This window comes from Vibrio comitans, from assembly GCA_024346835.1.
GTDB lineage: Bacteria > Pseudomonadota > Gammaproteobacteria > Enterobacterales > Vibrionaceae > Vibrio > Vibrio comitans.
Genome location: AP024866.1, coordinates 1,883,605 through 1,904,725, shown reverse-complemented (window position 1 = coordinate 1,904,725; position 21,121 = coordinate 1,883,605). Strand labels below are relative to the sequence as shown.

At 45.3% G+C, this 21,121-nt stretch carries 17 protein-coding genes; 9 read left to right on the top strand and 8 right to left on the bottom strand.

Translation table 11 applies throughout. From position 1 onward, the window contains the following. Window positions 1-16: 16 nt before the first annotated feature. The 3 genes from lolC to lolE are packed head-to-tail and all read left to right on the top strand — an operon-like array spanning window position 17 to window position 3,154. Window positions 17-1,225 (top strand): lipoprotein-releasing ABC transporter permease subunit LolC, encoded by a 1,209-nt coding sequence (lolC, locus tag OCU46_RS08720; RefSeq protein WP_141268457.1) that lies wholly within the window; start codon window positions 17-19, stop codon window positions 1,223-1,225. Beyond that, entirely contained in the window at window positions 1,218-1,913 is a 696-nt protein-coding gene (gene lolD / locus OCU46_RS08715) for a lipoprotein-releasing ABC transporter ATP-binding protein LolD (protein WP_141268455.1), read from the top strand. The genes lolC and lolD overlap by 8 nt, the downstream gene beginning before the upstream one ends. Next, complete coding sequence (gene lolE, locus OCU46_RS08710; protein ID WP_141268453.1) at window positions 1,910-3,154, top strand: lipoprotein-releasing ABC transporter permease subunit LolE; 1,245 nt, start codon at window positions 1,910-1,912, stop codon at window positions 3,152-3,154. Before lolD ends, lolE begins: the two co-directional genes overlap by 4 nt. Before the next feature lie 260 nt (window positions 3,155-3,414). Here lolE and OCU46_RS08705 read toward each other — a convergent pair whose 3' ends face one another. Further along, complete coding sequence (locus OCU46_RS08705) at window positions 3,415-3,960, bottom strand: DUF2062 domain-containing protein (protein WP_141268449.1); 546 nt, start codon at window positions 3,958-3,960, stop codon at window positions 3,415-3,417. A gap of 8 nt (window positions 3,961-3,968) precedes the next feature. On the opposite strand from OCU46_RS08705, the gene OCU46_RS08700 reads away from it, so the two are divergent. From OCU46_RS08700 to kdsB, 5 genes are read left to right on the top strand one after another with little or no spacing between them, the layout of a single operon-like run. Next, window positions 3,969-6,236, top strand: coding sequence for a DNA internalization-related competence protein ComEC/Rec2 (locus OCU46_RS08700; RefSeq protein WP_244311326.1), 2,268 nt, complete (start codon window positions 3,969-3,971; stop codon window positions 6,234-6,236). Between the two features lie 32 nt (window positions 6,237-6,268). Continuing rightward, the gene (msbA, locus tag OCU46_RS08695) at window positions 6,269-8,017 is read left to right on the top strand and encodes a lipid A ABC transporter ATP-binding protein/permease MsbA (RefSeq protein WP_141268447.1); all 1,749 of its coding nucleotides are present in this window, start codon (window positions 6,269-6,271) and stop codon (window positions 8,015-8,017) included. A gap of 3 nt (window positions 8,018-8,020) precedes the next feature. Then, window positions 8,021-9,019 (top strand): tetraacyldisaccharide 4'-kinase, encoded by a 999-nt coding sequence (gene lpxK, locus OCU46_RS08690; protein ID WP_141268445.1) that lies wholly within the window; start codon window positions 8,021-8,023, stop codon window positions 9,017-9,019. Then, complete coding sequence (locus OCU46_RS08685; protein ID WP_141268443.1) at window positions 9,009-9,188, top strand: Trm112 family protein; 180 nt, start codon at window positions 9,009-9,011, stop codon at window positions 9,186-9,188. The genes lpxK and OCU46_RS08685 overlap by 11 nt, the downstream gene beginning before the upstream one ends. Window position 9,189: 1 nt before the next feature. Beyond that, entirely contained in the window at window positions 9,190-9,936 is a 747-nt protein-coding gene (gene kdsB / locus OCU46_RS08680) for a 3-deoxy-manno-octulosonate cytidylyltransferase (protein ID WP_141268441.1), read from the top strand. A gap of 71 nt (window positions 9,937-10,007) precedes the next feature. On the opposite strand, the gene OCU46_RS08675 is transcribed toward kdsB, so the two are convergent. The 3 genes from OCU46_RS08675 to OCU46_RS08665 all read right to left on the bottom strand — a co-directional run bounded on the left by OCU46_RS08675 (window position 10,008) and on the right by OCU46_RS08665 (window position 14,952). Further along, window positions 10,008-11,534 (bottom strand): SpoVR family protein, encoded by a 1,527-nt coding sequence (locus tag OCU46_RS08675; protein WP_141268439.1) that lies wholly within the window; start codon window positions 11,532-11,534, stop codon window positions 10,008-10,010. Between the two features lie 23 nt (window positions 11,535-11,557). Beyond that, window positions 11,558-12,829, bottom strand: coding sequence for a YeaH/YhbH family protein (locus OCU46_RS08670; protein ID WP_141268437.1), 1,272 nt, complete (start codon window positions 12,827-12,829; stop codon window positions 11,558-11,560). Window positions 12,830-13,017: 188 nt separating this feature from the next. Continuing rightward, window positions 13,018-14,952, bottom strand: coding sequence for a PrkA family serine protein kinase (locus OCU46_RS08665; RefSeq protein WP_141268435.1), 1,935 nt, complete (start codon window positions 14,950-14,952; stop codon window positions 13,018-13,020). A gap of 205 nt (window positions 14,953-15,157) precedes the next feature. Here OCU46_RS08665 and OCU46_RS08660 point away from each other — a divergent pair, with 205 nt between their 5' ends. Beyond that, window positions 15,158-15,901, top strand: coding sequence for a MipA/OmpV family protein (locus OCU46_RS08660; RefSeq protein WP_141268434.1), 744 nt, complete (start codon window positions 15,158-15,160; stop codon window positions 15,899-15,901). 45 nt (window positions 15,902-15,946) lie between these two features. Here OCU46_RS08660 and OCU46_RS08655 read toward each other — a convergent pair whose 3' ends face one another. The 4 genes from OCU46_RS08655 to pflB form a co-directional block, all read right to left on the bottom strand. Next, window positions 15,947-16,447 (bottom strand): YfbU family protein, encoded by a 501-nt coding sequence (locus OCU46_RS08655; protein WP_017030372.1) that lies wholly within the window; start codon window positions 16,445-16,447, stop codon window positions 15,947-15,949. 62 nt (window positions 16,448-16,509) lie between these two features. Further along, entirely contained in the window at window positions 16,510-17,244 is a 735-nt protein-coding gene (pflA, locus tag OCU46_RS08650) for a pyruvate formate lyase 1-activating protein (protein WP_141268432.1), read from the bottom strand. 130 nt (window positions 17,245-17,374) lie between these two features. Further along, window positions 17,375-18,379: a lipid A deacylase LpxR family protein gene (locus tag OCU46_RS08645; protein WP_141268430.1), complete on the bottom strand. Its 1,005-nt coding sequence runs from the start codon at window positions 18,377-18,379 to the stop codon at window positions 17,375-17,377. Window positions 18,380-18,507: 128 nt separating this feature from the next. Beyond that, a complete protein-coding gene (gene pflB / locus OCU46_RS08640; protein WP_141268428.1) occupies window positions 18,508-20,784 on the bottom strand; it encodes a formate C-acetyltransferase in 2,277 nt (758 codons plus the stop codon). Window positions 20,785-21,121: the final 337 nt, after the last annotated feature.

Genomic DNA, 21,121 nt, shown 5'->3' with positions numbered 1-21,121 from the left:
CATTTTTCGGTTGGTTATGTTTCGACCCGTTTCGCTTTATATTGGCCTGCGTTATCTCAGAGGACGTTCGGGAGATCGATTTAGTCGATTTGTTTCCTACATGTCTACTGCAGGCATCACCATAGGTGTGTTGTCTCTTGTCACTGTTATGTCTGTGATGAACGGTTTTGAAAGCCAACTAAAGGGGCGAATTCTTGGGGTTCTGCCACAAGCTATTGTGGGGGATGTTTCAGGAAAAACCACATTAACCGAAGAACCTCCAAAGTTTATTACCTCTCTTCCTCATGTCATCGAAAGTGTTCCGATAGTATCGAGCGAAGCGGTATTGCAAAGTCCTGCACAACTCACCGCCGGCCAACTTATTGGTATTGAGGGAAATGCCGACGAGCCTTTGCGTCAATTTATGCTGTCAGGAAGCGTGGACTCTTTGCAGCAAGGAAAATACCGTATCATTATTGGCCATACGCTAGCGCGCAAGCTTAAAGTGAACCAAGGCGATAAGGTTCGTCTTATGGTTACCAGCGCCAGTCAGTATTCGCCTCTTGGCCGCATTCCTAGCCAGAGGAACTTTACCGTATCGGGCATATTCAACACAGGCTCTGATGTGGATGCTCAGCTAATGGTGACCAATATCGAAGATGCGGGTCGCTTATTGAGAATGAATAAAGAGCAGGTGTCTGGATGGAGGCTGTATCTAGACGATCCTTTTGCGGTAAGCACTCTATCGGCAATGCCATTGCAAGATGGCTGGGCTTGGCAAGATTGGCGCGCGCAACGCGGTGAGCTTTTTCAGGCAGTGAAAATGGAGAAGAACATGATGGGTCTTATGCTCGGTCTCATCGTGGGGGTGGCTGCATTTAACATTATCTCTGCACTGATTATGGTGGTTATGGAGAAGAAATCTGAAGTGGCCATTCTAAAAACGCAGGGAATGACCAAGCAACAAGTGATGGCTTTGTTTGTGGTACAGGGCGCAAGCAGTGGCGTAGTCGGCGCTGTGTTTGGTGGCTTGCTCGGCGTACTGCTGTCAAATAACCTGAACTTAATACTGCAAGCTATGGGCGCTTCTCTCTATGCCTATGGTGGGCAACTACCTGTGTTAATTGAGTATGGACAAGTACTCCTTGTGGTTGGATTGGCTGTGTGTTTGAGCATTGTCGCTACCCTTTACCCTTCCTACCGAGCTGCATCCGTTAAACCCGCTGAGGCGTTAAGATATGAGTAATTTACTAGAGTGTCAGAACCTAAAGAAAACCTACACCGAAGGCAGTGTTGATACACAGGTTCTTAGAGGTGTGAGCTTTACGGTAGGGCACGGTGAGCTCGTCTCTATTATCGGCAGCTCTGGGTCGGGTAAGAGTACCTTACTGCATATATTAGGTGCATTGGATGATGCGACTGTGGGAGACGTACAGTTCAATGGGCAGGATTTAGGCGCACTATCAAGCAATCAGCAAGCGAGACTGCGTAATCAACACCTTGGCTTTGTGTATCAGTTTCACCATCTACTCGCCGATTTCTCTGCGGTAGAAAATGTGGCAATGCCTTTATTGATTGGCGGTGAAAAGCCAGCAAAAGCCAAGCAAGCGGCCAAGGAGTTGCTGACTCGTGTTGGATTGGATCACCGTTTGGAGCATCGCCCGTCAGAACTGTCTGGCGGAGAACGCCAACGCGTGGCCATTGCCCGTGCTTTGGTGAATAAACCCTCTTTGGTGTTAGCCGATGAGCCTACAGGAAACTTAGACCACACGACAGCTTTGGGCATTTATGACTTGATGCGAGAGTTGAACCAGAAATCAGGCACCGCCTTTTTAGTTGTTACTCACGACAGTGAATTGGCCGCTAAGATGGATAGACAGATGCACATGCAAGATGGTCTTTTGGTTCAAGTGGCAGAAGAGGTTAGCGAGTGATCAATTCTTTATCACTGTTTATTGGTGGGCGTTTTAGTCGTGCCAAACAGCGGAACAAGATGGTGTCTTTTATCTCGCTCTCATCGACCTTGGGGATCATGGTGGGTGTTGCAGTGATCATCATCGGCCTATCTGCGATGAACGGCTTTGAAAGAGAGCTAGAAAATAGAGTGTTATCTGTGGTTCCTCATGGCGACTTTTCCGCGGTGAACAAGCCCATCCAAGATTGGCCTCAGTTGGTCGAGCACATTAACAAGCAACCACAAGCTGTAGCTGCAGCACCCTTTGTGAAATTCACTGCATTAGCAGAGCGTGGTACGCACCTCAAAGCAATACAGGTCAAGGGTGTTGATGCGGCATTGGAAAGTGAAGTATCTAGCCTATCTCAATTTGTAGAAGGGGATGCATGGCAACATTTTGCGCCGGGATCAAATCAGGTGGTGCTGGGTAAAGGGGTGGCAGATCAGCTGGGTGTTGCAGTGGGAGATGGCATTTCCCTAATGATTCCTGTCGCATCGAAAAATGGTCGTACTCAGGCACCAAAACGTGTTCGCTTAACAGTCAGTGGCGTTTTCTCTTTGGGTGGACAACTGGATCATGGCTTGGCGATGATCCCACTTGAAGATGCTCAGTCCTACCTCAGCCTTGGGGATACAGTGAGTGGTATTTCGGTGAAGACGACCAGTGTCTTTGATGCTCCAGACTTGATGAGAACATTGGGCAGTAGCCTGCCAGTTTATGTGTATATCAATAGCTGGAAGCAGGAGTTTGGCTACATTCATCGAGATATTCAGATGGTTCGTACCATTATGTATTTGGTGATGGTGTTGGTTATTGGCGTTGCTTGTTTCAACATAGTATCAACCTTAATGATGGCGGTGAAAGACCGTTCCGCTGAAGTGGCTATTTTGCGCACCATGGGGGCTCAAGACTCTTTAATTAAAGCTATTTTTATGTGGCAAGGGGTGTTGTCCGGCGTTATGGGAGCGGTAGCAGGCAGTGTGCTTGGATTACTTGTGGCTCTAAACTTGACGACTATGATCCAACTGGTTGAGAAGATCATCGGGCACAAGTTTTTATCTGGGGACGTTTACTTCGTGAACTTCCTGCCATCTCAAGTCAATCCAATGGATGTGTTAATCGTATCAGGAACGGCTATTCTATTGAGTTTGGTTGCCACTTGGTTCCCTGCTAGTAAAGCGAGTAAGTTGAATCCAGCGACAGTGTTGAGTGCGAAATAACCTTGAATACCAATCGTAGTAAATAACTGGCCATCCTAGCTTGTTAAAACGCTCGATAACGGCGTTAGAATTTTTGATTGTAGAATAACTACTTATCAAAAAATCCTGCCTTGTTATCCAGCGTTTTTCCTGTGCTATTTCTGACCGCTTACTTACTGTGATTGGTATAACTGGTATGAATAAAGAATTAAAAAAGCGTTGCTCGATGAGCAGCGCTTTTTTTGTGTCTAGGATTTTTGTGCTAGGGCTTTGTCGCGAGCTTAGCTTGCATCTTTTTTGGCAAATGGGTTTAGCTTGATTTTTAGCTTCCTTTTTTGCCAACTGCGTACCACAGAGTATCGCCATAGAGCGCGAATACCGAAGTAGCCTAATGCTGAAAAGATTACTGCACAAATGGCACAACCAAGCAGGAACGGAGGTCCAATAGTGGACATTTGAGATACTAGGTATTCCCAAGATAACTCAAAATGAAACGGCTGTGCAGGAATATGCATTATCCAAGCACCAAGCTTGTAGGCCAGATAGAACATAATTGGCATGGTAACGGGGTTACTGATCCATACCAAGGCTACTGAGAGCGGCAGGTTGACTCCAAACATGATTGCAAGCCCTGCTGCCATTATCATTTGGCTAGGAAGGGGAACAAAACACATGAAAAGGCCGACAGCAAACGCTCCTGATGCGGAGCGTCGATTCAAAACCCATAAGTTTGGGTTGTAGAGAACATTTCCAAATATTCTAAGCGCTTTTTGACGTTTAATCAGTTCATGGTCCGGCATGAAGCGTTGAATAAATTTTCTAGGCATGAGGGAATATGGCTCTCTTACTAGGTAACTGGAATCTTATTTCATTCTCAGCGACGATTGTCGCAGCAATGTATTGGCACACTCTTCCTGAATTGCAGTGGCTTGTTTTAATACTTGCCATGGTGTTGCTCTGTTGCCGATTGAAAGTACTAAGGATAGCACTTGGGGTCTTGTTGGCATCAGTGGTTAGTCTAGTACAGAGTCATGTTTTTGTAAGAGACGTCAACACCTTATTCGATTGCGCCGAGAATATTACCATAAATGTTGAGTTGAACAGCACATTTAGATCAAATCTTTATTTTTCAAATTCGATAGTTAACGCAGATCAAATTTATGGTTGTGATACCCACTTCTCTGGTTTGCTGTTGCTCAAGGTACCCATAGAATTAGCGCATAATTTGAAGCTTGGCGAGACGTGGCTGGTAGAGGCGAGCATAAGACCCATTTACGGCTTGCTCAATGAGGCTGGGTTTGATGCAGAGCGCTTTTATTTTGGTCAACGAGTCATAGCCCAAGCTAAGGTCAGTCACCTACTTCAACGGACAAAAAAGGCAGATCTAAGAGGTCACTGGTATAACGAGGTTTACCAGCGAACGGCGCAGTTGGAGTCCCGGCCTCTCATCCTAGCTCTGCTGTTTGGTGAGCGTTCTCTTATTGAACACCAGCTATGGAACAATCTAAAGCAAACTGGCATTGCTCATTTGATTGCAATTTCTGGTCTGCACATAGGATTAGCCTACATGGTAGGTTGGTGGTTAGGGCATGTATTGCGTATCGCTATCCCCAACTGGATTTGGTTACCGGTTTTTTTTGCGGTGGTAATGGCCACTTTTTATGCGTGGCTCGCGGGGTTTAGTTTACCCACTCAACGCGCGTTGGTTATGTGTATCGTTGCCGCTTCCACATTGTTTCTTGGGATTCGCCTAAGTCGCTGGCGCATATTGTGGCTAACCCTAGCCGTTGTGCTTACTCTGTCACCAATGTCTGCTGTATCTTCAAGTCTCTGGCTTAGTGTTGGGGCTGTCATCATTATATTTCTTGCTATCGAGCCACATGATAACAATGCAGAGCAGCGGACTTCTCAAGTAGCGACAAGATACAGAAAGTTGCGCTATTGGCTTCGAATCCAGCTCTATCTCAGTTTAGGGCTAGCGCCAATGTCAGCTCGGTTGTTGGGCGGAGTTGCGTGGCTGTCTATCGTATTCAACGCCATTGCAATTCCTTTGGTTTCATTGTTTGTGGTACCCCTGCTCCTTGCCGGTATTATGCTAAATCCGCTATCAGCATCGGTAGCTATGGGGCTATTTCATCTATCTGATATGGGGTTGGGCCTCTTAGTTGACTTGATCTCCATGACTCAAACTCATCCTAATTTGTGGTTTCAAGCCTCACAGGTACAAGTCGTGGGTTTGGCTATATTATTTGCGCTTATCTGCGTTAGAAGGCGCTGGCGGATTCTCATTCTTTGTATCAGTGGGATATGGATGATGCTAGTTGGACTAGCTAGAGACGATGAAACATGGCGACTTGACGTGTTAGATGTCGGTCATGGCCTAGCGGTGCTAATCGAGTCAGATGGCCGTTCGATTGTGTATGACACTGGGGCTGGTTGGGATGAGGGTAGCATAGCTGAAATGATCGTTGATCCAATCGTTGTGCAGCGTGGTACTGGCATTGACGCCCTGTTTATCAGCCATTGGGACAACGACCATCAAGGGGGAATGAACTACCTTATAGCCCGTTTTTTACCTAGATATGTATTCACGCCTCAACAAGACATCAAGGCGCTTCCTTGCATGCAAGGGCAATTCTGGTGGTGGCAAGGGCTAAAGTTTGAAATAGTTTGGCCTCCAAAGAGAGTCTCTAGAGCCTACAATCCTCATTCGTGCGTATTGCGGATTTCCAATGGGGCTCATTCAGTGTTATTAACCGGTGATATAGATGCGATCGCAGAGTATCAATTAGTAGATGCCATCGCTCAATCTGATGTGATTATTGTCCCTCATCACGGAAGTAATACGTCTTCAACGCTAGCCTTAGTTGATAAAGTCGATGCAAAAATAGCCATCGCCTCGGTTACAAAGCAGGGACGTTGGTCGCTTCCTAACCAAGAGGTGGTGAATAGATATCGACAATCTGGTGCAAGGTGGCTGGATACGGGGTCAGATGGACAGGTATCTGTACGTTTTTTGAGTGATGAGTTGAAGGTTATGACTCTGCGCAACCCACAAACTGCTGCTTGGTATAGGCAGATTTTGCGGAAGGGAGTAGAATAACTATTAACTGAATAAAAAATAAAGCAATTCTTATGTCACAACTTGAAGATGAGTCTACGTGGAAAACCTTTAAACGCCTGTGGAAATACATTCGTTTATACAAACTAGGACTCTTCGTCGCAGCCTTCGCTCTGATCATCAATGCGGCTGCAGATACCTACATGATATCGCTATTAAAACCATTGCTTGATGAAGGCTTTGGCGATGTAGAATCAAATTTCTTAAAGATTTTACCTATGATCATCCTTGGTATGATTGTGGTGCGTGGTCTGTCTGGCTTTGTCTCTACCTACTGTTTGAGTTGGGTATCCGGCAACGTCGTTATGCTGATGCGACGCGCTATCTTTAATCACTTCATGCACATGCCTGTGCCATTCTTTGATAGAGAGTCAACTGGTGGCTTGCTGTCTCGCATTACCTATGACAGTGAGCAGGTTGCTGCTGCGACGAGTAAGGCTCTGGTCAACTTGGTCCGCGAGGGTGCAAGTATCATTGGCTTACTTACCTTGATGTTCTGGAACAGTTGGCAGTTATCACTGGTGCTGCTTGTTGTCGCTCCTGTAGTGGCGTTTGCTATCCGCGTTGTATCAAAGCGTTTTCGTAAGATCAGTAAGAATATGCAAACGGCAATGGGGCAGGTGACCTCTTCTGCAGAGCAGATGCTTAAAGGGCACAAAGTGGTGTTGAGCTACGGTGGTCAAGACGTTGAAAGAGGCCGTTTTGATCAGGTCAGTAACAAGATGCGCCAACAAACGATGAAGATGGTGACAGCGCAAGCCGCTGCAAACCCAATCGTGCAGTTGATTGCCTCGTTTGCTCTAGTGACAGTACTGTATTTAGCAAGCTTTGAGCAGGTGAGAGCCGACCTTACTCCAGGTGCATTCACGGTTATCTTCTCGGCTATGTTTGGCATGATGAGACCGCTTAAATCACTGACTAACGTAACGTCTGAATTCCAACGTGGTATGGCGGCGGCTCATACCTTGTTCTCTTTGATGGATTTGGAAACAGAAAAAGATACGGGCGGCAAAGAGATTACTCGTGCTAAGGGCATGATTGAGGTGAAGGATGTGACCTTTACTTATCACGGCAAGGATAAGCCAGCGCTTTCTCACATTGATTTCACTATTCCACAAGGTAAGACCGTTGCTCTAGTTGGGCGGTCAGGCTCAGGAAAGAGCACCATTGCCAATCTGTTTACCCGTTTTTATGAGGTAGATGATGGTGAGATTCGCCTTGATGGCGAGAACATTAACGACTACAAACTAACCTCTTTGCGAGAGCAGTTTGGTCTTGTTTCGCAAAATGTTCATCTGTTTAACGATACTATTGCCAACAACATAGCGTACGCGGCAGAGGGTGAATACACTCGTGAGCAGATTGAGCATGCCGCTAAATTGGCTCATGCGACAGAATTCACTAACAACATGCCTGAAGGCCTAGATACCATGATCGGTGAGAATGGTGCTAGCTTGTCTGGTGGTCAGCGTCAAAGGGTTGCAATAGCTCGAGCGCTGTTACGTGATGCTCCAGTATTGATTCTAGATGAGGCAACCTCAGCCCTTGATACGGAGTCCGAGAGAGCGATTCAGGCAGCGTTAGATGAATTACAGAAAGATAAAACCGTGCTGGTGATTGCACATCGCTTGTCGACTATCGAGAATGCAGATGAGATCTTGGTTGTGGACGACGGAGAGATTATTGAGCGCGGTACACATGCTGAGTTGATTGCCAAAGGCGAAGCCTACGCGCAATTGCATAAAATACAGTTCGGTGACTAGTTAGTGATACATCTACTCTGGTTTAGCTCCAATCCTTTACGATGGTTGTTTTGGCCACTGCTGTGGCCTTTAAGTCAGCTTTTCAAGGTGATTAGCCAAGGGCGCAGAAGTGATTACCTGCAAGGGAAAAAAACTAGCTACCGTGCGCCCGTTCCTGTCGTTGTGGTGGGAAACATTACAGCGGGTGGAAATGGCAAAACGCCAGTGGTGGTGTGGTTGGTGGAAAACTTGCAAGCCCAAGGTTTAAGCGTCGGTGTGGTTTCCAGAGGATATGGGGCTAAAGCGCCAAGCTATCCTTTGCTAGTAGGTCAGGATACACCGACCAAGCATTGTGGTGATGAGCCGAAACTTATTGCTCAGCGCACTGGTGCGATAGTGGTGGTTGATCCGGTACGATCGAATGCGGTTAAGCATCTGCTGCAGCACAATATTGATATTGTGGTGACAGATGATGGATTGCAACACTACGCTCTGCAGCGCGATATAGAGTTTATTGTTATTGATGGCAAGCGACGTTTTGGCAATCAACAGTTAATTCCTCTGGGCCCCCTTAGAGAGAAAATGAGCCGCCTACAAACGGTAGATTTTCGCATTACCAATGGCGGAGAGGCGCAGCCAGACGAAATTGGCATGACCCTTCAACCTTCGCTCGCAGTGAACCTAGTTACTGGAGAGAAAAAAGCCGTTGCTCAGTTGGGAGCACTGACGGCAATAGCCGGTATTGGCCATCCTCCAAGGTTCTTTGATACTTTAGAAACGATGGACGCCAATGTAATTACAACTAAGGGCTTTGCTGATCATAAAGCTTTGTTAAAGGCGGATATAGCGCCGTTAATAGCTGAAGGCCATCAGTTAATAATGACAGAAAAAGACGCGGTTAAATGCCGTGAATTTGCAGATGATAATTGGTGGTATCTACCTGTATCAGCACAGATTAGTGACGATAACCGCCACAAAATAATGAATAGAATTCAAGAGGTTTTAAAGGAATATGGATCATAGATTGTTAGAGATCGTTGCATGCCCAGTATGCAAAGGAAAGCTGACTTTTGATAAAGATAAGCAAGAGCTAGTGTGTAAATTGGATCGTCTTGCTTATCCAATAAAAGAAGGAATTCCTGTACTCCTTGAGCCTGAAGCACGCTCAATCTCTATGGATGAGGGGCGCTAATATGTCATTTACGGTCATTATCCCTGCTCGATACCAGTCGACTCGTTTGCCTGGTAAACCATTGGCGGATATCTGTGGAAAGCCAATGATTGAGCACGTGTATCGACAAGCGATTCAGGCGGGTGCTGATCAGGTGATTATAGCGACCGACGATCAACGTGTGGCGGATGTGGCAACGGGGTTTGGTGGCTCGGTATGCATGACCTCACCTGATCATGAATCAGGTACTGAGCGCTTGGCGGAAGTTGTAGAAAAAATGGGCATTGCACCAGACCATATTGTGGTTAATGTGCAAGGAGACGAGCCATTAATTCCACCCGTTGTGATTGCTCAGGTAGCTGATAACCTTGCCGCTTCTACGGCACCTATGGCTACGCTTGGCGTTGCTATTGAAGATGCGGAAGAAGCATTCAACCCAAATGCGGTGAAGGTGGTGACAGATAATCAAGGCTATGCGCTCTACTTTAGTCGTGCAACCATACCTTGGGACAGAGACCAGTTTGCGGATGATAAGTCTCAACTAAATCAGCCCCTAATGCGTCACATTGGCATCTATGCGTATCGCGCTGGTTTTATTAGCAAGTACATCAATTGGGCACCCTCTGCCCTTGAAAAGATAGAAAGCCTAGAGCAATTGCGAGTACTTTGGTACGGAGAAAAGATCCATGTTGCTTTGGCGAAACAAACACCTCCACCAGGTGTTGATACGCCAGAAGATCTAGAAGCGGTCAGAGCGCTGTTAAGCTAGGTTATATCTAGAGTTTAAAAAGGGAAACAGGTTGCTGTTTCCCTTTTTCTTTGTGAGCATTTCAACAGGCGCTAGATACTCTTACCAAAATCAGTACGTTTTGGGCAGGTAGCGAGCACATCTCTGTGACCAGATTCCTTGAGCTCTTCTAGAATTACATCAAAGCCCCATAACCGATAAAGGTGCTTCAGAACATCATCGTAGCTCTTGTCTAAAGGAATACGTTGATGGGGGATATGTTGCAAGGTTAACGAGCGATCACCGCGTACATCGACATTCCATACCTGAATGTTGGGTTCTAGATTACTAAGGTTGTACTGAGCGGCCAGCTTTTCTCTGATTTCTTTGTAGCCCATTTCATCATGAATGGCATCAATTTCAATATAGTTCTTTCTATCGTCGTCTTTGATGGCAAAGAACTTAAATTCACGGATAAGCTTTGGAGATAAGTACTGGCTGATAAAGCTCTCATCCTTGAAGTTCTGCATCGCAAAATGGACCGCTTCTAACCAGTCACTGCCGGCTAAGTCTGGGAACCACTCTTTATCTTCATCGGTTGGTTCTTCGCAGATACGACGAATGTCTTGGAACATAGCAAAGCCCAAGGCATAAGGGTTAATGCCACTGAAATACGGGCTATTGTAGGCTGGTTGGGCAACCACACTGGTGTGACTGTGCAAAAATTCCAGCATGAACTTGTCAGAGACTAAGCCTTCATCGTACAGGTGGTTGAGAATGGTGTAGTGCCAGAATGTCGCCCAACCTTCGTTCATAACTTGGGTTTGTTTCTGAGGATAGAAGTATTGGCTTACCTTACGCACTATACGTACGATTTCGCGTTGCCATGATTCAAGAAGCGGGGCGTGTTTTTCAATAAAGTACAGGATGTTCTCTTGTGGCTCTGACGGGAAGCGTTTCTTTTCTATTTCCGCACTATCGGTAGACTTTGGAACGGTTCTCCACAGTTCATTAACCTGAGATTGAAGGTACTTTTCACGCTCTTGTTGCCTGATCGTTTCCTCTGCGATTGAGATCTTCTCAGGACGCTTATACCTATCAACGCCGTAATTCATCAAGGCATGGCAAGAGTCGAGCAGCTTTTCTACCTCATCCACGCCGTACTTTTCCTCACAATTACTGATGTAGTTTCGAGCGAAAATAAGGTAATCGATTATAGAGCTTGCGTCAGTCCATGTCTTGAAAAGGTAGTTGCCCTTGAAGAAGGAGTTGTGGCCGTAGCTTGCGTGAGCCATAACCAAAGCCTGCATTGTGACTGTATTCTCTTCCATCAAGTAGGCAATACAAGGATCTGAGTTGATAACGATCTCGTAGGCAAGTCCCATTTGACCATGTTTGTAGTTTTGTTCGGTTTGAATGAATTTCTTACCGAATGACCAGTGATGGTAGTTAATAGGCATGCCTATACTGGAGTAGGCGTCCATCATCTGCTCTGCAGTGATAACTTCGATTTGGTTTGGATAGGTATCCAGCTTGTAGTGCTTAGCTACACGCTTGATCTGCTGGTGGTACTCTTCCAGCAAATTGAAGGTCCAGTCTGGACCATCAGGCAATGTCTTGTATTTAACTTCTGCTGTCATAGCGCATCCTTACTCGTATTCCCTTAGCTATGTTCCTTTTGGAACAGCTCCCTAAATACAGGGAAGATATCTTCCACCGCTCGGATATTTTTCATGGCAAAATTGTCAAATTCAGACTCAAGTTTCTCATATTCGTGCCACAAGGTTTGGTGGCTTCTACGTGTGATCTCTATGTATGAGTAGTACTGGCAAATTGGCAATAACGCTTCGGTGAGTAGTTTCTTACACCTAGGAGAATCATCAGCCCAGTTATCACCATCGGAGGCTTGTGCGGCGTAGATATTCCATTGATTGGTGGGGTAGCGATCTTTGACTATTTCGTCCATCAGTTTCAATGCACTAGAGACTATGGTTCCACCGGTTTCTTGAGAATAGAAAAACTCGTGCTCATCCACTTCTTTGGCTTGAGTATGATGGCGAATAAACACCACCTCCACGTTCTCGTAGGTACGATTAAGAAACATATACAGCAATACATAAAAGCGCTTAGCGATGTCTTTTGTGGCTTGATCCATTGAACCGGATACATCCATTAAGCAGAACATTACCGCCTGACTGGATGGAATAGGGCGCTTCTCATAGTTTTTGAAACGTAGGTCGAAGGTATCAATAAATGGAACACGCCTCATTTGAGCTCGAATTTCTTCGATCTCTTCTTTAATGCTTTTTTCTTGCAATGGTTTGGCTGGCTCACAGTTTCTCAGTGAGGTCAGCTCTTCTTCTAATTCTCTGAGTTTGCGTTTTTTACCCGCAGACATTGCTGTGCGTCGTGCCAAAGATTGCTGTAGGGAACGCACGACGGCTATGTTGGAGGGAATACCTGCCGTTTGATATCCGGCTCTATGGGTTTTCCATTCAGTAATGCGGTTAACTTGGTTTTTCTTGAGGTTAGGAAGTGCGAGATCTTCAAACAGAATATCGAGATATTCGTCTTTCGATATCTGGAATATAAACTCATCTTGGCCTTCGCCGTCAGGGCTAGCGTCTCCTTCACCAGAGCCACCTTGGCCTCCGCCGCTTGGAGGGCGTTCTACTTTATCCCCTCGGATAAATTGGTCGTTACCTGGGTGGACTCTTTCGCGATGCCCCCCCTGACCCTGATGAAAGGCAGGTTCTGTGATGTCACTTTTAGGAAGCGTGATATCCTCGCCGTTATCGGTATCCGTAATCGAGCGACGGTTTACCGCATCAGAAACAGCTTCCTTGATTTTCTGCTTATGTCGGCGAATAAAGCGCTGTCGATTAACAGTGCTTTTATTCTTACCATTCAGCCTTCGGTCAATAAATTGAGCCATGCGCCACCTCAATAAGTCCTACATGGTGATACTCGTATAACCCACCTGTTGAGTGGTCATTACTAGTCGAGTCATACGCGTATGATCCTTGCGCCACAACCTAAGTTGCATCAATGCCCTCAACTGCTCATACGCAAGAAAGAGGGCATAGTGTCCAATGAGTGGCGGGATTAGCGCCACTCGGTCTTTTAAGAAGACTTACGTACTCGCAAGTACCACTCAGATAGCAAGCGTACTTGTTTCTCTGTGTAGCCTTTTTCCATCATGCGATTAACAAAGTCGTCGTGTTTCTTCTGATCCTCGGTAGAGGTTTTTGCATTAAATGAGATAACAGGAAGCAGTTCTTCTGTATTAGAGAACATTTTCTTCTCGATAACAGTGCGAAGTTTCTCGTAACTTGTCCAAACAGGGTTAGTGCCACCATTGTTAGCGCGAGCTCTGAGAACAAAGTTAACGATTTCATTTCGGAAATCTTTTGGATTACTGATACCCGCTGTTTTCTCAATTTTTTCTAGTTCTCCATTCAGTGAGGAACGGTCAAATAGCTGTCCGGTTTCAGGATCGCGATACTCTTGGTCCTGAATCCAGAAATCAGCGTAAGTGACATAGCGGTCAAAGATATTTTGGCCATACTCAGAATACGATTCTAGGTAAGCGGTTTGGATTTCTTTACCGATAAACTCAACATATCGAGGCACTAAGAAGCCTTTCAAGAACTCAAGATAACGCTCAGCCTGCTCTTGCGGGAACTGCTCTCTTTCTACCTGCTGCTCTATGACATAGAAAAGGTGCACAGGGTTTGCTGCGACCTCAGTTTGGTCAAAGTTGAATACTCTAGACAAGATCTTGAAGGCAAAACGGGTTGAAAGCCCTGACATCCCTTCATCGACACCGGCAAAGTCCTTGTACTCTTGATGGCTTTTCGCTTTAGGATCCGTGTCTTTAAGCGTTTCACCATCATAGACACGCATCTTACTGAATACTGAAGAGTTCTCTGGATCTTTTAGACGCGAAAGGATACTAAATTGCGCCAGCATATCTAGGGTGCTTGGTGCACAAGGCGCATTAGTTAACTCACTGTTTTGCAACAGCTTCTCGTAAATTTTAACTTCTTCAGACACTCGCAAGCAGTATGGAACCTTAACGATGTACACACGGTCTAGGAATGCTTCATTGTTTTTGTTGTTGCGGAAGGTCGTCCATTCAGATTCATTGGAGTGAGCCAAAATCATGCCATCAAATGGCAGTGCTGATAGTCCTTCGGTGCCGTTAAAGTTGCCTTCTTGAGTTGCGGTTAGAAGTGGATGCAAGACCTTAATAGGAGCCTTGAACATCTCTACAAATTCCATCAAGCCTTGGTTCGCTTTACACAATGCACCGGAGTAGCTGTAGGCATCAGGGTCATCTTGAGAGAAGTGTTCGAGCTTGCGGATATCTACCTTACCCACAAGAGATGAGATGTCTTGGTTGTTCTCATCACCGGGTTCGGTTTTAGCAACGCCAATTTGGTCAAGAATGGAAGGGCGTAACTTGATGACTTTAAACTTGGATATATCACCGCCATACTCATGCAGACGTTTTGCAGCCCAAGGTGACATGATGGAGCGTAGATAACGTTTATCGATACCATATTCACTACGCAGTATTTCCGCGTCTTCAGATGGATCGAATAGGCAGAATGGGTGGTCGTTGACTGGACTGCGCTCGCCATCGGCGGACAACACATAAATTGGCGCTTGCTGCATTAACGCTTTTAGCTTCTCGGCTAGAGATGATTTACCACCACCCACAGGGCCAAGTAGGTACAATATTTGTTTCTTCTCTTCCAAGCCTTGCGCAGCATGCTTTAGATAAGAGACGATTTGCTCTATGGCATCTTCCATACCATAAAAATCTTTAAAGGTTTTATACCTTGCTATGACGCGGTTTGAAAAAATGCGACTTAAGCGAGGATCCAGTGCAGTATCAATTAATTCTGGTTCACCAATAGCATGCAAAAGACGCTCAGCAGAGTTGGCATATGCCATCTTGTCTTCGCGACATAATGACAAAAACTCCTGAATCGAGAGCTCTTCTTCCTTTGCAGCTTCGTATCTGTGCTGAAAATGTTCAAAAATACTCATAACAAAAATCCCCTTTAAAATGTTACAAGACCCAAGCCAATCGTTACGCTTATCCCAACCTTAATCCTAGACATGAAAAAATAGATTTGCTTGAAATATAATAACTTTTTCATCATTTAGCACTAAACCGACTATCAATATGCGTGTATTATAAGACCTGCAAATAAGCAACAAAATTACAACATTGACGCAAAAGGATTTGCCTTTGAAATGGATTGGATTTTCGGCAGCGCTGTTCGTTCTGTCATCTAGCCCTGCAATAGCAGGGTGGTCTTTGGGTGTGGGTGCTTCATATTCCCCTGCGGTCTATAAGGATACGCCCTCAAATCAGGTAGTGATTCCTATCATTGGTTATGAAGGTGAGCACTTGTATCTACGTGGTTTTACGGCGGGATACCGAATTTGGGAGCGTCGCTCACCACACAACATCATTTTTCGATTAGCTTACGATCCCCGCACGCTACAACCTTCAGATTCTGATGATCCTATTATTCGCCAAGTTGATAAGCGAAAAAGCACAGGGTTGGGTGGTGTCACTTACCAGTACGCCAATCGTTCTATAGGCCAGTTTCAGGTGACGTTTGCAGGTGATATTGCTGGCGTGCATGATGGAATGTATGCCGAGACGGTATATAGCGTGCCTATTCGAACCAAAAAATGGATGCTGACACCGTCCATAGGCTATTCATGGAATTCATCAAAATTGAATAATCACTTGTATGGCGTGTCTGGAGAGGAAGCAGCGCGTATCGATGGCTTAGATGAATTTACTCCAGATGGAGATGGACAGTTCTTCTTAGGGCTAAGAGGTTTGTACAAGTTTACTGATCATATTGTGGCAACGGCAGGAGTGCGTTATACAAATCTAGAAGGGGATTTGGAAGACAGTCCGCTGTTGGAGGATACAGATTCGTTCTCTGTAAATATTGGACTGGTTTACGCTTTTTAAAGTCTGCTAGCTGAAAGCTTAGTGCTTTCAGCTAGCAGTTTATTTTTATGCGTTAAAGATCTGAGTGATCTCAGTAGCACATAGGTGGTATTGACGTGGGCAGTTGCGCCACGTTGTCAGCATACGACGGTACTTGTCTAGCATCGGCATCTGGCTGTTGAAATGGTGATCCGCTTTATCGAACTGAGGGTATAGGCCTTCAGATTCAGTCAAGAAGCGCACGTAGTTTACGATGCTCGCTTCAGTTGCGATATCAAAACCTAGGAACATAAGGCGACGCTTGTCCACGTTTGCTTGCTCAGCAGTAGCAAGCATGTTGAACGACTCTTGCATTGCGTGGTACATCTCCATGATGTCGATGACTTCGCGACATTCACTCTCACTAATTGCGCCAAAGTCTTTGTCTAGTTCACGCATTTGTAAGCCGTAGCCACGCTCAACGATTTTTTGTAGACGCTCGTACTTGTCTTTGTTTTCTGGAGAAAGCTTAGACATTAGGTAGTATTGGTTCGAAAGGATCAAACGCTGTGCGTTGGTCATTTCCATAGATAGGTTTCCTTAATGATATCTAAATGTACTTTAGTGCCACTGATTGGCTGAGTACGAAGTTAGTATTTAACGTTGTCGTTGTATTGGCTAAGAATACCGACAATCTTGTCCATTGTTTCTTTCGATGGAGGCTCAGTTCCCTCAAGAGGGTATTCGTAACCGAGCGCTTCCCATTTGTGGGCACCAAGCTTGTGGTAGGGCAGTAACTCTACCTTCTCGATGTTATCCATATCTTTGATAAACTCGCCAAGCATGTGTGCAGATTCTTCATCGTCAGTGTATCCCGGAACGATAACGTAACGAATCCAAGTCGTTTGGCCAATTTTGTGCAAGTAGCGAGCAAAATCTAGAACTCGCTTGTTAGAAACACCGATAAGATTCTGATGGATTTCATCTTTCATATGCTTAAGATCGAGCATAACGAGATCGGTAGCTTCTAATACTTCATCGACCACATCAGTATGTTTGCGGATATAACCGTTAGTATCTAGGCAAGTGTGGATGCCTTCAGCTTGTGCTCTGCGGAAAAAGTCACGAACGAACTCAGGTTGAAGCATTGCCTCGCCGCCGGAGCAGGTGACACCGCCGCCAGATGCGTTCATAAAGTGGCGATAAGAAGTTGCTTCTTTGATCAGTTCATCAACTGTAATCTCTTTTCCATCATGAGTGTCCCATGTGTCGCGGTTGTGACAATACATGCAACGCATCAAGCAACCTTGCAAGAATACGATAAAGCGAATGCCTGGGCCGTCAACAGTACCACAAGACTCAAATGAGTGAATTCTGCCTTTCATAGATTTTCTCAATTCTGATCATTTTGCGAATGTGATAAGTGTATTACAAACAGGGGTCATTACCTAGACCAGAGGCCAGATAAAGCCGTGAATATTCATAGATTTTTACGTATTACATTCAAGGCTTAAATTAGAACAACAAGAACAGAGCCAGTGAACCGTTGGTGTGCACGCTCTCACTATCTTCTTTGTAATCTCGGCTCTTAGTAGAGATAGACAAACTTGCTCCCCATCCTCGATAGTAACCGGTAATACCGACACTAGCGGTGCCTTGTATATGCTCAACTTCACTCGCAGTAATGCCATCATCTGGACGATCGCCATCGATGGTAATATCGTTAAAGCGAACGCGCCCTTCAATGCCACCAAACATGTACCAACCGCTTTTACTGCGCACAATCAAACCAGGATCGACAGTAGACTCATTGTTCACCTTAGCACTACCAAAGCTTTGATTTAGGTTAGTACCCCAGCGCCACATTAAACCACTTGCCACTTCACTACGATAATTACCGGCAAGTAATCGACTCGGCACACTTATTTCATGGGTAGTGTTGCCGCTCGGTTCGGACTGATACATTTTATCAGTTCTGTGATAACCAAAGTTCAGCACTAATTGATTGTCGATCTGGTTGTCCCAGCCCTGAGGATCCTCAGATTTAATGATGCTATGAACATATTTCTGAGTTTCTTCTGCATAGGCATTGGGACCGACAGTACCGAACATTAGGCTGTAGGCATTAATGGTTGAAGGTGCAATAGAGTAAAGCGTTGATGATAAATAGAGCAAGCCAGCATAAGGGCGTTCATCTGGAATGGGGTCGGGATCTTCGATGGCTTCAGGTGTCCACATTTTCTGACCAAGCTCGATGCTGTATTTATGCGTTACGGTATCCGTGGGATCAGATTTAAAGTGCGAGCCAGGAAGAGAGTCAAAAAAACTGTTGGGCTCGATGTTAAAGTCGCTGGAATAGACTAAGAACAACCCGTTAGAGTAGTCTTTGTCTGTGGTAACGATACTGTCGTTATCTATTCCGATATAAAAAGAACTATCGTATTCGGCAAAGGCAAAATTGGACGCCAATGCTAACGAGCATGCCAATAGGCAACGCGCGTTGGCTGGGAAGTGGGACATACTACTCCGTGTTTAATCAAAACATCCTGTCTCATGGTCACCAAGCTTATTACAATTTTAGGTAATAAAAAACCCCGCCTAGGCGGGGTTTTCGTTATAACTTGCGACTCAGTCTAAAGTTTTAAAACTTATAGAGACTCAGTGAAAGTACGAGCGATAACGTCTTTCTGCTGTTCAGCAGTTAGAGAGTTGAAACGCACAGCGTAACCCGATACACGGATAGTTAGCTGAGGGTACTTCTCTGGGTGCTTAACTGCGTCTTCTAGAGTTTCGCGGTTAAGAACGTTAACGTTAAGGTGTTGACCACCTTCGATGTCAGACTCATGGTGGAAGTAACCATCCATTAGACCAGCAAGGTTAGCACGTTGGCTGCTTTCTTCTTTACCTAGAGCGTTAGGTACGATAGAGAAGGTGTAAGAGATACCGTCTTGTGCATCAGCAAATGGTAGTTTACCTACTGAAGTTAGAGACGCTACCGCACCTTTTTCATCACGACCGTGCATTGGGTTAGCACCAGGAGCGAAAGGAGCACCAGCTTGACGACCGTCAGGCGTGTTACCAGTCTTCTTACCGTATACCACGTTTGAAGTGATAGTCAGGATAGACTGAGTAGGACGCGCATCACGGTAAGTCTTAAGCTTACGGATCTTGTTCATGAATACAGAAACTAGTTCACAAGCAATGTCATCTACGCGAGCGTCGTTGTTACCGAATTTCGGGTAGTCGCCTTCGATGTTGAAGTCGATAGCGATGCCATCTTCGTCACGAACTGGGCTTACTTTAGCGTACTTAATAGCAGCTAGTGAGTCAGCAGCAACAGATAGACCAGCAATACCACAAGCCATAGTACGAGCAACGTCGCGGTCGTGTAGAGCCATAAGAGCAGCTTCGTAGCTGTACTTATCGTGAGAGTAGTGGATAGCGTTTAGTGCAGTCACGTATTGTGTTGCTAGCCAATCCATGAAGTGGTCCATCTTGTCCCACACGTCAGCGTAGTCAAGAACTTCGTCAGTGATCTTAGGCATCTCAGGACCCACTTGGATCTTAAGCTTCTCATCCACACCACCGTTGATTACGTAAAGTAGTGTTTTAGCAAGGTTTGCACGAGCACCGAAGAACTGCATTTGCTTACCAACAACCATTGGAGATACACAACATGCGATTGCGTAGTCGTCAGATTCTAGGTCAGGACGCATTAGGTCGTCGTTTTCGTACTGGATAGAAGAAGTATCGATAGATACCTTCGCACAGAAACGCTTAAAGCCGTCAGGTAGTTGCTCAGACCAAAGAACAGTGATGTTTGGCTCTGGGCTTGGACCCATAGTGTATAGGCTGTTTAGGAAACGGAAGTTAGAACGAGTAACTAGCGTACGTCCGTCAAGACCCATACCACCCATTGATTCTGTTGCCCAGATTGGGTCACCAGAGAACAACTCATCGTATTCAGGAGTACGTAGGAAACGAACCATACGTAGCTTCATTACGAAGTGGTCAATCATTTCTTGAGCTTCTACTTCAGTGATTTTGCCAGCAGCAATGTCACGCTCGATGAAGATATCAAGGAAAGATGAAGTACGACCAAGAGACATAGCCGCGCCGTTTTGAGATTTAACAGCTGCTAGGTAACCGAAGTAAGTCCACTGGATAGCTTCTTGAGCAGTTTGAGCTGGCTCAGAGATATCGTAGCCGTACTTAGCTGCCATTTCTTTCATTTGACCAAGTGCACGGTACTGCTCTTGCAGTTCTTCGCGCAGTTGCATAGTCAGTTGTAGATCTTCACCGCTTTCCAGTTTCTCTTGAGTAGAGTGGAATTGTGCAGCTTTGTTCTTCATTAGGAAGTCGATTCCGTAAAGAGCAACGCGACGGTAATCACCGATGATACGACCACGGCCGTATGCATCTGGAAGACCAGTTAGAACACCAGACTTACGACATTTTAGGATGTCAGGAGTGTAAACATCGAAAACACCAGCGTTGTGTGTTTTACGATAGTCAGAGTAAATCTTCTTAACTTCTGGATCTAGTTCACGATCGTAAGCTTTGCACGAACCTTCAACCATACGGATACCACCGTTAGGGATAAGTGCGCGCTTAAGTGGTGCTTCAGTTTGAAGACCAACGATAGTTTCAAGATCTTTGTTGATGTAACCAGCGTCGTGAGACGTGATGGTAGAGATAACAGAAGTATCGAAATCTACAGGAGCGTGGGTGCTGTTCTCTTGCTTGATACCTTCCATAACTTTAGCCCAAAGCGTGTTAGTCGCCTCAGTACCTTCAGTTACTAGGAAAGACTCATCGCCTTCATATGGCGTGTAGTTCTTTTGGATGAAGTCACGAACGTTTACGTCGTTTTGCCAGTCACCTGCCGCAAAACCTTCCCAAGCTTTAGCAAATTGCTCTGCCATGATGTACCTACCTTATTAGTAGCAAAAACACGTGCCGTCCCACTACTCAAAATTGAGTAGCTAAGTGTCGCAAGCGACACAGCACACTTAAGATTAATAACAATATGGATAAGTTTAGTATCAACCTAATACTTATTCATATTGGTACGAACCAAACAATAAACAAGTCAATCTTCAAAAATAATTATAAGTTTTAAAATAAATTAATAAAAGCGTTTTTTTGCAATCTTTGAACTCAGTTTCACTTTGTTGACATTACTCAAAAGTATTACAGGGTTTTAGACGACTTTTACTCAGTAATCAAACTCTAATTTGAAACAAAGGGTAGTGCGCTAAC